The sequence below is a fragment of the Micromonospora sp. PTRAS2 genome (assembly GCF_054052245.1).
On sequence record NZ_JBSWBU010000007.1, the window covers coordinates 283,240 to 295,480 of the forward strand.

Below are 12,241 nucleotides of genomic sequence, written 5' to 3' on the forward strand. Positions count from 1 at the left end.
CGATCGACCGCGACGGCGCAGGCCTGAGCACCGACCCCTGGGGCACGACGTGCGGCTCGCTGCGGGAGCCACCGGACGCGACAGCGGCGGCCCGCTCCCGGCGTGCGAGCATGGGGCGGTGACCGCAGTTCCTCGGGAAGACCCGCCGGTGGAGGGCCTTGCCTTCGGGCCGCTGCTGCGCACGCTGCGGATCGCCGCGGACCTGACCCTGGAGCAGCTCGCGGAACGGTCGGGCGTCAGCGACCGGGCGATCAGCGACATGGAGCGCGGCGTCAGCCAGGGCCCGCAGGCCCGCACCGTCACGGCGATCGCCGCCGCCCTGGCCCTCAGTCCCGAGCAGCACGCGGCGCTGACCGGCGCGGCCCGGGCCGGGCGACGCCGCGGGCAGCCGGCCGCCCAGGGGCGGTGCCCGCTGCCCCGGCGGGTCGCGGACTTCACCGGCCGCCGCGCGGAGCTCGACAGCGTCCGGGTCCTCGTCGAGGCGGCCCGCGCCGGGCTGCCGGCCCCGGTGGTGCTGGTCAGCGGGGCGCCCGGGCTCGGCAAGACGTCCCTGGCCGTGCAGGCCGCCGCCCAGACCGCCGATGCCTTCCCCGACGGCCAGTTCTTCCTCGACCTGCGAGGGCTCGACGCCCGGCCGCTGACCCCCACGGCCGTGCTCGACCGGCTCGTGCACGCCGTCGAGCCGGGCGCCGGGCCGACCCCCCGGGACGTCGACGACGCCGCGGCGCTGTGGCGTACCGTCGTCGGGAGGCGGCGGATCCTGGTGCTGCTGGACAACGCCGCGCACGAGGGGCAGGTGCGCCCGGCCCTGCCGGCGGAGGGACCGGCGGCGGTCGTGGTGACCAGCCGTCGCACCCTCGGCGGCCTGGAGGGCGTGCACCGGCTGTCGCTGGAGCCGCTGCCGGAGGCCGCCTCCGTCGCGCTGCTCGCCGGGATCGTCACGCACCGGACCGCCGACGCCGATGGGCTGCGGCAGCTCGCCCGCCTGTGCGCCCACGTGCCGCTGGCGTTGCGGATCGCCGGCAACCGGCTGGCCAGCCGCCCCGCCTGGACGGCCGGCGACCTGGTCATCCGGCTGTCCGCGCACGAGCACCGGCTCGACGCGCTCGCCGTCGGCGACCTCCAGGTGAAGGCGGCGTTCGCGCTGTCGTACCAGCAGCTTTCGGGCATCGGCCGCCGGCTGTTCCGGCGGCTCGCGGCCGTGCCCGGCCCCAGCACGGCGGTGGAGCTGGCCGCCGTGCTGGTGGAGGAGACGCCGACGCGCACCGAGGACGCGCTCGACGAGCTGATCGACCTGGGCCTGCTCCAGCAGGGCGGCGACGGGCGGTTCTTCCTGCACGACCTGCTGCGCCTCTACGCCCAGGGAGAACTAGAGCGGGAGGAGTCCGCCCAGGACCGGGCGAACGCGGACCGGCGCGCGGCGGACTGGCTGCTCGACACGACGATCGTCGCCGGCCGGTGGTTCGAGCCCGCATACGGCGCTCCCGCGCCCGGCGCGACCCGGTACGTCGAGCTGGACTCGGCCGACACCGCCCGCGAGTGGCTCCAGGCCGAGGGCGACAACTGGCTGCCCGCCCTGCGCCGGGCCGCCGCCGAGGGCGCCCACCAGCGGGTCGTTGACGTCGCCGAGTCCCTGCACTGGTTCTCCGACCTGTGGGCGCACTGGGAGCACTGGGCGGAGGTGTTCGCGCTGTCCAGCGCCGCCGCCGACGGGCTCGGCGACGACCACCTGCGGGCGGTGCACCGGGGCTACCTGGCCTGGGCGTACATCTACCCGCGCAGCGAGCCGGAGGAGGGGCTGCGCCAGGCCGAGCTGGCGTACGAGCACGCCCGCCGGGCCGGCGACGAGGACCAGCAGGGCTGGGCGCGCTTCTACTGCTCGTACGCGAACGCCCGGCTGGGCCGGTTCGACGTCGCGATGCGGCACGCGCAGGAGTCGGTCGCCCTGTTCCGGTCGGTGCGGGACTGGCAGGGCCTGCCGCAGTCGCTGGTGATACTCGGCCGGACGCTGCGCGACGCCGGCCGGTACGAGGAGGCCCTCGCCGCGTACGCCGAGGTGATCGAGATCGTCACCACGCCGGAGACCGCCCTGCCCCGGCACATCGTGCTGATCAGCCAGCTGTCGGCGATGCAGGCGATGATCGAGCTGCACGGCGGGCTGGACCAGTGGCAACGCATGGTCGAGCTGGCCGACGAGGCGCTGCGCCTCAACGAGGAGCTGCGGCACCAGAAGTTCACCGTCGCCGTCCTGCGGTTGCGGGCCACCGCCCACGAGGGGCTGGGCGACCGGCCGGCTGCGGCGGCCGACCTGCGCGCGACGATGCGGTTGCAGCGGGAGCTCGGCGACGAGGCGGGCCAGCGGGAGACGGTGCAGCAGCTCGACGCGCTGGGCGCTTCGGCACCATAGCGACACCCCGCGGCCCACCGACGGCGGGTCGCGGGGCCCGGACCAGGTCAGACGATGTACCCGTTGATCTCCACCCACTTGAGCCAGCTGATCAGCCCGGCGAGGGTGGTGATGACGATCCGTCCGTAGAGCACGATCATCTGACCGGACGGGTTCATCAGCACCCGGTGGACGAACGCGGACACCGTGCCCCAGTGCGTCGTCAGCCAGACGTTGTCGTCGTTGAGCGGCAGGGACTGCAGGCGGTTGGCGTAACGGATGTTGTACCGGATGGTGTCCAGGATCGGGGAGTACCGCGCCGCCTCGGAGGTCATCGTGATCGCCTGGACCAGCGCCGCGCTGACGTCGTTGTTGAGCGTGGTGGTCCGCCCGAGGATGCGCAGGCTGTCGTACATCCGCTGCGGGTTCGTCACCAGCGTGCTGCGGGAGTTGCCCCCCACCAGCTCGTTGTAGTTGCCGTCCATGTTGTATACCGTGACCCGGCTGATGTCGAGGCCGAGGAGGCTGACGACGTTCTGCCACCGGCCGCCCTGGTTGAACAGGTAGTGCCGGTTGTTCGTCGGGGAGTACCACGCCGCCAGGTACAGGTTGTCGGCCCAGAAGTAGAGCGAGACCAGGTGGGCGTTGTTGGTGTCGAGCACCCGCACCTGGATCATGCCGCGGTAGTTGCCGTTGGTCTGCATCACCTCGTTGGCGATGTAGTTGCCGCTGTAGGTGTGGATGGCGGCGATCATGTTGAAGTAACGGCTCTCGTGGACGTCGCCGCCGTCGGTGATCCTGGAGATGTTCCAGTCGATGATCGACAGACTGTCGCCGGGTTGGGCGTGGGCGGGCGACTGCGGCACCGTGGCGATGCCGAGCATCATGACGAAGGCGACGAACAGGGCGCTGATCCGCCGTCCGCTTCCTCTGCACGCATGGAGCAGTGACACGAATCTGGTCCTTTCGGGGTGCGGTCGGCGGCCGACGCCGCGACGCTGTCTGGCGGGCAACGTCGATCCAACCGGCGCGCCGGGCGGGGCACCACGCAGAAGACACGCAGAACTCGACGACAGTGACCGTCCACACTCCGCCGTCCACATGCGACGGCCAGCGGGGCCGACAGTCAGCGGGTCGCGGTCAGCGCGGCGTAGTCTGCGGGGGTCAGCGGCTGCGCCGACAGCGAGCCGTCCGCGCGCGGCACCCCGAGGGGGCGGCCGTCACGCAGGAACGCCACGGCGTCGACGTCGTCGCGGGCGGCCAGCGTGCAGACGATCTGACCGAACGCGAGCACCTCGTCGCTGCGGCCGGTGTCGTCGCCGGTCCCGTCGACCCGTACGCGTGCCTGGCCGTCGGCGACGCCCACCACGCCGGCGCCGATCGCCCCCGGCAACGCGCTGGTCAGACCGCTGTCCCGCTCGACGGCGCTGGGTCCGGCGAGCAGGTCCCGCAGCTGGTCCTCGGCGTCGAGGGGGCGGCCCACCCGCCGGTCCACCGGGACCAGCCGATCGTCCCGCACGAAGCACAGCGTCACGGTGACCGGTCCGACCGTCGCGGGGCCGTCGACGGTCGCGGGGGACGGGAACGGCCCGGGTGGGGCCTCGACGGCCCGGGGCGTGTCCTCGGCCGGCACCCCGCAGGCCGCCACCGTGCAGGCCACCACGAGGGCCGACAGCAGCGCCCGCGCCGCACGGCGGCTCACGCGAGGCTCCCCGGCAGGGCCACCCGGAACCGCGCTCCCCCGCCGGGGCGGTCGTCGACGCCGGCCGTGCCGCCGTGGGCGGCGGCGTGCTGGGCGACCAGCGCCAGACCGAGGCCGGTTCCGTCGCCGGTGCCCCGGGCGTGGGCGGCCCGGCCCCGGACGAAGCGGTCGAAGATGACGGCCCGGTCCTCGACCGGCACGCCGGGGCCGTCGTCGTCCACCTCGATGATGCCGATGTCGCCGTCGCGTGACAGCCGCACCGCCACCGGGCCCGCACCGTAGCGCACCGCGTTGTCGAGCAGGTTGGCCAGCACCTGCGCGACGCGACGCCGCTCCACCCGCCAGGTGGCCGGGGTGCCGGCCGCGAGGCGGACCAGCGTGGGCGGCAGGTCGTGGCCGGCGCAGGCGCGCCGGGCCAGGTCGGCCACGTCGACCGGGGCACGGTGGGCGGGCTGGTCGCTGCGTGCCAGGTCGATGAGGTCGTTGACCAGCCGCTGGAACCGGTCGATCTCGTCGGCGACGAGGCCGGCGGCCACGGCGGTGCGCTCGTCGTGGTGTTCCCGCCGCCGCTGCAGGACGCTGGCCGCCGCGGCGAGGGTCTGCAGCGGCGAGCGCAGCTCGTGGCTGACGTCGGCGGCGAAGCGGCGGTCCCGCTCGATCCGGCGGGCCAACTGGTCGACCATGTGGTTGAACGAGGTGGACAGCCGGGTCAGGTCCGGGTCGGTGGCCGGGTCGAGGCGGGCGGTGACGTCACCGGCGGCGATCTTCTCCGCGGCGTCCGCGACCGCCGTGAGAGGGCGCAGCCCGTGCCGCGTCGCATACCAGCCCAGGGCCGCCCCGGAGCCGGCCACGAGGATGGCCACCGCCGTCAGGGCCAGGGCCAGCGCCTGGAAGGTCCGTTCCAGCTCCCACAGCGAGTTGACCTCGTAGTACGTCGCCGAGCCGGACAGCGGCACCCCGACCAGCAGGGCGGTCTGTCCGTCGACGCGGACCCGCTGCACGGCCGGCTGCCCCGAGCCGACGAGCTGTTGCAGCTCCGGCGGGACGGCGGCGGTGAGGCCCGAGTCGGCGATACGGGCGTGCCACCTGCCGTCCAGGTGCAGCAGGGCCCGCCTGCTGCTGCCGGTGTCCAGCGACCGCAGCACCTCCACCACGTCGGGGGCGTCGGTGTCCAGGCCGCTGCGCACCACGGCCGCGTCGAAGTACGCGGCCCGCACGGCGGTGCGTTCCCGCTCGTCGATCAGCGACTGGCGGGTCAGCTCGTAGGAGATCAGGGCCATCGACGCGGCCAGCAGCAGCGCGCCCAGGGCGAACGCGGCCATGACCCGGGCGCGCAGGCCGAGGCGGAGCCGGGGCGGGCGGCGCAGCGGGCTCATCGGCGCAGCTTGTAGCCGAGCCCGCGCAGGGTCACCAGGTGTTCGGGGTTGGCCGGATCCGACTCTATCTTCTGCCGCAGCCGTCCGACGTGCACGTCGACCAGCCGCTCGTCGCCGGTGTCGTAGCCCCAGACCCGTTGCAGCAGTTGCTGGCGCGACAGCACCCGGCCGGCGTGCTCGGCCAGCTCGCACAGCAGCCGGAACTCGGTGCGGGTCACCGGCACCCGCTGCCCGGCGCGGCGTACCTCGCCCGCCTCGGGGCTGACCTCCAGGTCGCCGAACGCCAGGACCGGCACCGGCTCGGCGGCGACCGGGGCGGCGGCGCGGGCGCGGCGGCGCAGGGCCCGCAGCCGGGCGGTGAGTTCCTTGATCGCCACCGGTTTGACGAGGTAGTCGTCCGCGCCGGCCTCCAGGGCGGCGACGATGTCGTGGGTGTCGTCGCGGGCGCTCACCACCACGATCGGCACGTCGTCGTCGCGGCGCAACTGGCGGATGCACTCGAAGCCGTCGAGGCCGGGCAGCATCAGGTCGACCAGGACGTAGTCGGCCGGGTCGCGGCGCTGGGCGCGCAGCCCCTCCTCGGCGGTCGCCGCGCCCCGGGCGTCGTAACCCTCGTCCTCCAGCGCGAGCAGCAGCGCCAGCCGGATGCGGTCGTCGTCCTCGATCACCAGTACGGCCGTCATGACGGCATCATCCCCAAGGCCGTCGCCCGGCGGCCAACCGTGTCCCGCGTACGACGGATTTGTCACGCAACTGTCACACGTCCGCGCGGTGCCCGCCAACCCCGGCCGGCACGGTGGCGGGGACCGGTCGGGCGAGAGGAAGGGGTACGGCCGTGACGACGCCGCTGGCACGCCCGGAGTGCACGATCCCCCTGGTCGAGGTGGCCGTGACCGAGTTCGACCTGGCCTGCCTGCCGGAGACCGGCGCCGTGTTCGACCGGCTGCTCGCGCTGCGTCCCGCCCAGATCGTGGTGGACCTGTCCGCCTGCCGGCACATCGACGCCGCCGCCATCGGGTTCCTGCTGGACGTGCACCGGCGGCTGACCCGCGCCGACGGGGTGCTCACCGTCCGCGAACCGAATCCCCGGATCCGGCGCATCCTGCAGTCGGCCCGGCTGGACCAGGTGCTGCCGGTCGTCGTCGGCGACGCGGCGACCGGGTCCCCCGAACGGCCCGGCCCGGTGGCACCGCCGGTCGGCCGGGCGGTCGTGCCGGGCGGCGGGGGTGGCAGCCGTCGCCCGGCACCGGCCGGCCAGGGGCGCACCCGCCGGTCGGCGGAGTGGGCGTGACCGTCGCCGCGCTGGTCAGCGCCGTCGTCGTCGGGCTCGTCGTGGGGGCGCTCGGCCGGCTCGCCGTGCCGGGCCGACCGACCGCGCCGCTGTGGCTCACCCTCGTCGTCGGTGTGGTCGCCGCCCTGGCCGGCAGCGTCGTCGCCCGTCTCGCCGGCGCGAACGGGCAGGGGTTCCGCCTGGTCGACGTGGTCGTGCAGGCGGGGATGGCCGGGGTCGGCGTCGTCCTCGTCGCGGCCACCGCCGGCCGCTCCGACTCCGTCTGACGGGTCGGCCCGCATCGGCCCGGGCCGGGAAACGATCACGGCCGCGGGCCGGTCACGGGGCCGACCCCGGTCTCCGACGGGTGCAGCAGCGCCCGGGTCAGCGGGTGCCGGGCGGCGGTGAGCAGGGCGGACGCGGGCCCGGCCTCGACGACCTGCCCCGCGTCCAGGACGACGACGTGGTCGGCGAGGCGGGCGACGACGTCGCGGTCGTGGCTGATCACCACGAGGGCCAGCCCGTGGGCGCGGCGCAGCCGGTCGACGAGGGCCACGATCCGGTCCCGGCTGACCGTGTCCAGTCCTGAGGTGATCTCGTCGCAGATCACCACGCGGGGCTCGGCCAGCAGAGCCCGGGCCAGGGCGGCGCGTTGCAGCTCGCCGCCGGAGAGCCGGTCGGGGCGGCGCGCGACGACGTCCGCCGCGAGGCCGACCTCGCCGAGGGCGCGGCGCGCGGCGTCGCGGGCCCGGGTCGGCGGCAGGGCGCGCAGCCGCACGGCGGCCCTCGACACCTGCTCCAGGACCGACCGGTGGGGGTGGAAGCTGGCCCGGGCGTCCTGGAAGACGTACTGGACGGCGGCGAGGTCCGCGCGGGTTCGCCGGTCCAGGGTCCCGGCCAGCGGCCGGCCGTCGAGGCCCACGGTTCCACCGCGCGGCGGGTGCAGCCCGGCGACGCAGCGAGCGAGCGTCGTCTTGCCGCTGCCGGAGCGGCCGACCACGGCGAGGCATCCGCCGGGGGCGACGGCGGCGGTGACGCCGCGCAGCACGGTACGGCGGCGGGCGCCGGCACGGTGGGCGGCGACCAGGTCGCCCACGCGCAGCGCCGGTGCTGCGGCGGCAGAGGCGGCGGCGAGCGGCGCGGCCGGGGCGGCGGCGAGCAGGCGGCGCGTGCGCTCGTCCCGGGGCGCGGCGAGCACGTCGGCCGCCGGGCCGGCCTCGACGACCGCGCCGGCGTCCAGGACGACCAGCCGGTCGGCCACGGCGCGCACCAGGTGCAGGTCGTGGCTGAGCAGCACCACCGCCATCCCGGCGTCGGCGAGGGTCCGCAGCTCGTGAGCGACGTCGCGGCGGGTGAGGCTGTCCTGCCCGGTGGTCGGTTCGTCGGCGACCAGGACGCGCGCCCTGGCCAGCAGCGCGTGGGCGACGACGAGGCGCTGCTGCTGGCCGCCGGAGAGCTGGTGCGGGAAGCGCCGCAGGAACTCCCGGTCGGCGGGCAGGTCGACGCGGGCCAGCACGTCGGCCACCGCCCGGCGCACCGCCGACCGCCGGGTCACCGTCGCGCGGGCCGCCGCGTCGCCCAAAGGGCCGCCGGGTGTCCGCCGCTCCGGCCGGGTGTGGCGCAGCGCGACCTCGCGCAGCACCGCGCCGATCCGGCGGACGGGGTTGAGCGCCGCCGACGGCTGCTGCGGGACGTAGCCGACGACGCCCGGGGGCGGTGGGGTCGCCGGGGACACGGCACGGCCGGCCACCTCCACCCGGCCGGCGAGCCGCACGCCGGGGCCGGCCTCCCCCAGCAGCGCCCGGCCGGCGGTGGTCTTGCCGCTGCCGGAGCGGCCGACGAGCGCCAGCACCTCGCCCGCCGCCACCGTGAACGAGACCCCGGCGAGCAGGCGACGCCCGGCGACCTCGGCGTCGAGGCCGACCACCCGGACCGCGCAGGCGTCCACCGGCGGCGTCGGCGGGCCGGCGGCGACGGCCGGGCCGGCGGCCCCGTCGTCGAGCGGCGCCCGGGCGGCGGGGACACGTGCCCCGGGCGCGTCCCGGTGGGCGGCCCCGTGCCGGGATCCCGCGTCCCGGGCGGCCCCCTCGCCGGCCGCCGCGTCGCGGTCGGCGAGCAGCCGGTCGGCGACGAGGTTGACGCCGACGGCGAGGGCGACGAGGAGCGCGGCGGGCACCAGCACCGACCAGGGTTGCAGCAGCAGGCCGGCGCGGTTGCGGTCCACCATGACCGCCCAGTCGGCGGCGTCGGGGGCGACGCCGACGCCGAGGAAGCTGGCCGTGGCGACGAGGTACAGCGCGCCGATGAACCGCACGCCCGCGTCGGCGAGCAGCACCCGGCGGCTGCCGGTCACGACGTGGCCGACGGCGCGCCGCCACCACGTCTCCCGGTACAGCCGCATCGCCTCCATGGCGGGGCCGTGCGCCAGCGGAAGCGCCGCGGCGCGGCTGATCCGGGCGACCTCGGGCAGGCCGATCACCGCGACGATGCCGACGAGGGTGGCCGGCCCGCGCGGCGCGGTGGCCGCCAGCAGGATCAGCAGGATCAGCGACGGCACGGCGAGCAGCAGGTCCAGCGGGCGCATGACCAGCTCGTCGAGCCACCGGCGGCGGGTCAGCGCGGCGAGCAGCCCCAGCGGCACCCCCACCAGGTACGCCAGGGCGGTCGCGGCGAGCGCCACGCCGACCACGGAGCGCCCGCCGAGCAGCACCTGGCGCAGCACGTCGCGCCCGACGAAGTCGGTGCCGAACGCGCCGCCCGGGTCGAACGGCCGTCCGCGCGGCGCCGCGTCGCCGGCCAGGGCCGGCCCCACCACGGCGACCAGCAGGGGTACGGCGAGCAGCGCGACGCCGACGGCCAGGCGCAGCCGGGCCGGGGTGCGGTGGCGGCGACCGGGTGGGCTCACGCGGCGGCCCCGACGCGCGGGGCGAGCCGGAACGCCACCAGGTCGGCGGCGAGGTTCACCGTCACCGTGGTCACGGCGACCAGCACGCACAGCCCCTGCACGGTGGGCACGTCGCGGGCGGTCACCGCGTCGACCAGCGCGGTGCCCAGGCCGGGGACGACGAACACCGCCTCGACGACGATCACCCCGCCGAGCAGCCAGTCGGTGGTGCGGGCGAGCTGCTGGGCGACGGGCGCGAGGGCGTTGGGCAGCGCGTGGACCAGCCGCAGCCGGCGCTCGGGCACGCCGAGTCGCCGGGCGTGCGCGACGTGTTCCGCCCGCATCGCCTCGATCATGCCGGCGCGGGTCAGCCGGCTCAGCGAGCAGAACGGCCGGGCCAGCAGCACCACCAGGGGCAGCACCAGCACGGCGGGCCGGGACAGCAGGTCGCCGCCGGTGCCCACGGCGGTGGGCGGGAGCCAGGCCAGCCGGATGCCGAACACCGCGACGAGCAGCAGGGCCAGGGCGAACTCGGGCACCGCGTACAGGCCGACGGCGGTGGCGGACAGCGCCCGGTCGAGGCGGCCACCCTCCCGCCGGGCCGCGAGCATCCCCAGCCCGACGGAGAGCGGGACGAGCAGCAGCAGGGTGACGGCGGCGAGCAGCACGGTGGGCGCGGCCCCGGCGGCGAGGACCCCGGCGACCGGCCGCTGGGAGACCAGCGAGACGCCGAGGTCGCCGCCGGCGAGGTCGGCGAGCCAGTCGAGGTAGCGCTGCCAGGCGGGCCGGTCCAGGTCGAGCTGGTCGCGCAGGAGGGCGATGCGCGCGGGGTCGGGCTGGTCGCCGGCGATCACCACGGCGGCGTCCCCGGGCAGCGCCTCGGTCAGGACGAACACGACGGTGGCGACGCCGACGACCTGCCCGGCCCCGACGAGGGCCCGCCGGGCGGCGTAGCGGGGCAGGCTCAACCCAGCCAGACCTTGTCGAAGCGCGCCCAGTCGAGGGTGTTGGCCGGCGCGGCGGCGGACACCCCGCCGACGCGGGGGCTGGTCGCGACGAGGAAGTCGGCGAAGCCCCAGACCAGGAAGCCGCCCTCGGCGTGCAGGACGCGCTGCATGTCGCCGTACGCCTGCCGGCGGGTCTGCTCGTCGGTGCTGGACACGGCGCGGGCGTAGAGCGCGTCGAAGTCGGGCCGCCGCCACCGGGTGGCGTTGGTGGTGGACGTGCTCAGCAGCCGCTGAGATATATGAGTCTCGATGGGCATGGCTCCCGAACGGTAGCAGGCGAGCACCCCGCCCGTCAGGATGTCCTTCCAGTAGGTGTCCTTGTTGCCGCTGCGCGCCTCGACGGTCAGCCCGACCTGCCGGGCCTGCTCGGCGAAGACGCTCGCGGTCTCCACGAAGCCGCTGGCCACGGGGGCGGTGTCCAGCGGGATGCGCAGCCCCCGGGCGCCGGCCCGCTCGACGAGGAAGCGGGCCCGGTCGAGGTCGGGCACGCGCTGGGCGATGTCGTCGGCGTAGTGCTGGTAGCCCTTGCCGAACAGGTCGTTGCCGACCTGGCCGGCGCCGGACAGCACGGTGTCGACGAGCTGCTGGCGGTCGGTGAGCAGGAACATCGCCTCCCGCAGGTCCCGGTTGTCGAACGGCGGCCGGTCGACCTTCATGGCGAGGGCCTGCATGGTGCTGTTGGCCATCCGGGTGATCCGCACCCGCGCGTCGCCCGCGTAGGTGCGGGCGGTGGTGGGCGTGACGTCGTGGGCGTAGTCGGCCTGCCCGCCGAGCAGCGCGTTGATCCGGGCGGACTCCTCGTTGGCCACGAGATATTCCAGCTCGTCCAGGTGCGGCGCGCCGTCCCAGTGGTCGGCGTACCGCTTGAGCAGCAGGGACCGGCCCGGCTGGAACGCGCCGAAGGCGAACGGGCCGGAGCCGACGGGCCGGTCGAAGGCGTCGGCGCCCTCGGGCACCACGTACGCGCCGAAGGCCGCCAGGACGTTGGGGAACTCGGCGAACGGCCGGCGCAGCGCGAGTTCGACGGTCCGGTCGTCGACCGCCCGGCTGCCGCGCAGGTCGATCAGCTCCAGGCTGGCCCTGGCCCGGAAGGCGCGCTTCGGGTCGGTGATCCGGGCGTAGCTGTACAGCACGTCGGCGGCGCGCACGGGGCGGCCGTCGTGGAAGGTGGCCTCGCGCAGGGTGATCCGCCACCGGGTGAGGCCGGCGTCGGGCTCCCACCCGCTGGCCAGGCGGGGCCGGATCGACACGTCAGGGCCGTAGTCGGCGAGCTTGTCGAACATGGCCTTGGCCCGGGACGCCTCGTTGAACAGGTTCGCCAGGTGCGGGTCGAGGGTCTCCTGCGCGCCGCCGCCGGCGAACACGGCCCGCAGCCGGCCGCCCCGGCGCGGCCGGTCGGAGGCGGTGCCGGTGGGGCTGTCGCCGCACCCGGCGAGCAGGGTGGCCGACGCGGCGGCGGCTGCGCCGCCGAGCAGGCCGCGCCGGGTCAGCCGGGCGGCGGGCATAGGGATGACGGATGTCACGGGGGGTCCCTCCAGGGAAGCGGGTCGGTCGGGGTGCGGCCGGTCCGGCGGCGACGCCGGACAACGGGTGGGGTCGGGCCGGGCCCGAGCTGC

General features: G+C 76.1%; 10 protein-coding genes. 3 read left to right on the forward strand and 7 right to left on the reverse strand.

All coding sequences use genetic code 11. From position 1 onward, the window contains the following. Positions 1 to 118 precede the first annotated feature (118 nt). Positions 119 to 2,407 (forward strand): ATP-binding protein, encoded by a 2,289-nt coding sequence (locus ACVMYR_RS22660; RefSeq protein WP_457122658.1) that lies wholly within the window; start codon positions 119 to 121, stop codon positions 2,405 to 2,407. A gap of 47 nt (positions 2,408 to 2,454) precedes the next feature. On the opposite strand, the gene ACVMYR_RS22665 is transcribed toward ACVMYR_RS22660, so the two are convergent. From ACVMYR_RS22665 to ACVMYR_RS22680, 4 genes are all read right to left on the reverse strand, one after another. Further along, on the reverse strand, positions 2,455 to 3,339 hold the full coding sequence (locus ACVMYR_RS22665; RefSeq protein WP_158229511.1) for a ribosome-inactivating family protein: 885 nt from the start codon (positions 3,337 to 3,339) through the stop codon (positions 2,455 to 2,457). A gap of 173 nt (positions 3,340 to 3,512) precedes the next feature. Beyond that, positions 3,513 to 4,088 (reverse strand): GerMN domain-containing protein, encoded by a 576-nt coding sequence (locus tag ACVMYR_RS22670; RefSeq protein WP_077940194.1) that lies wholly within the window; start codon positions 4,086 to 4,088, stop codon positions 3,513 to 3,515. Continuing rightward, entirely contained in the window at positions 4,085 to 5,464 is a 1,380-nt protein-coding gene (locus ACVMYR_RS22675; protein ID WP_457122659.1) for a sensor histidine kinase, read from the reverse strand. The genes ACVMYR_RS22670 and ACVMYR_RS22675 overlap by 4 nt, the downstream gene beginning before the upstream one ends. Then, positions 5,461 to 6,147 (reverse strand): response regulator transcription factor, encoded by a 687-nt coding sequence (locus ACVMYR_RS22680; protein WP_077940192.1) that lies wholly within the window; start codon positions 6,145 to 6,147, stop codon positions 5,461 to 5,463. The genes ACVMYR_RS22675 and ACVMYR_RS22680 overlap by 4 nt, the downstream gene beginning before the upstream one ends. 152 nt (positions 6,148 to 6,299) lie before the next feature. On the opposite strand from ACVMYR_RS22680, the gene ACVMYR_RS22685 reads away from it, so the two are divergent. Both ACVMYR_RS22685 and ACVMYR_RS22690 read left to right on the forward strand, forming a co-directional pair. Continuing rightward, positions 6,300 to 6,755, forward strand: a complete 456-nt coding sequence (locus ACVMYR_RS22685; protein WP_077940191.1) for an STAS domain-containing protein — start codon at positions 6,300 to 6,302, stop codon at positions 6,753 to 6,755. Further along, positions 6,752 to 7,021 (forward strand): GlsB/YeaQ/YmgE family stress response membrane protein, encoded by a 270-nt coding sequence (locus tag ACVMYR_RS22690; protein ID WP_396791821.1) that lies wholly within the window; start codon positions 6,752 to 6,754, stop codon positions 7,019 to 7,021. The genes ACVMYR_RS22685 and ACVMYR_RS22690 overlap by 4 nt, the downstream gene beginning before the upstream one ends. A gap of 35 nt (positions 7,022 to 7,056) precedes the next feature. Here ACVMYR_RS22690 and ACVMYR_RS22695 read toward each other — a convergent pair whose 3' ends face one another. The 3 genes from ACVMYR_RS22695 to ACVMYR_RS22705 are packed head-to-tail and all read right to left on the reverse strand — an operon-like array spanning position 7,057 to position 12,148. Further along, positions 7,057 to 9,639: an ABC transporter ATP-binding protein/permease gene (locus tag ACVMYR_RS22695; RefSeq protein ID WP_457122660.1), complete on the reverse strand. Its 2,583-nt coding sequence runs from the start codon at positions 9,637 to 9,639 to the stop codon at positions 7,057 to 7,059. Continuing rightward, positions 9,636 to 10,586, reverse strand: a complete 951-nt coding sequence (locus ACVMYR_RS22700; RefSeq protein ID WP_396791825.1) for an ABC transporter permease — start codon at positions 10,584 to 10,586, stop codon at positions 9,636 to 9,638. The genes ACVMYR_RS22695 and ACVMYR_RS22700 overlap by 4 nt, the downstream gene beginning before the upstream one ends. Further along, a complete protein-coding gene (locus tag ACVMYR_RS22705; RefSeq protein ID WP_396791827.1) occupies positions 10,583 to 12,148 on the reverse strand; it encodes an ABC transporter substrate-binding protein in 1,566 nt (521 codons plus the stop codon). The genes ACVMYR_RS22700 and ACVMYR_RS22705 overlap by 4 nt, the downstream gene beginning before the upstream one ends. Between the last annotated feature and the right edge of the window lie 93 nt (positions 12,149 to 12,241).

Bases quoted from the DNA above. Each gene is read 5' to 3' on its own strand.
- ACVMYR_RS22675 (WP_457122659.1), bottom strand. From the start codon at position 5,464: ATGAGCCCGCTGCGCCGCCCGCCCCGGCTCCGCCTCGGCCTGCGCGCC.
- ACVMYR_RS22680 (WP_077940192.1), bottom strand. From the start codon at position 6,147: ATGACGGCCGTACTGGTGATCGAGGACGACGACCGCATCCGGCTGGCG.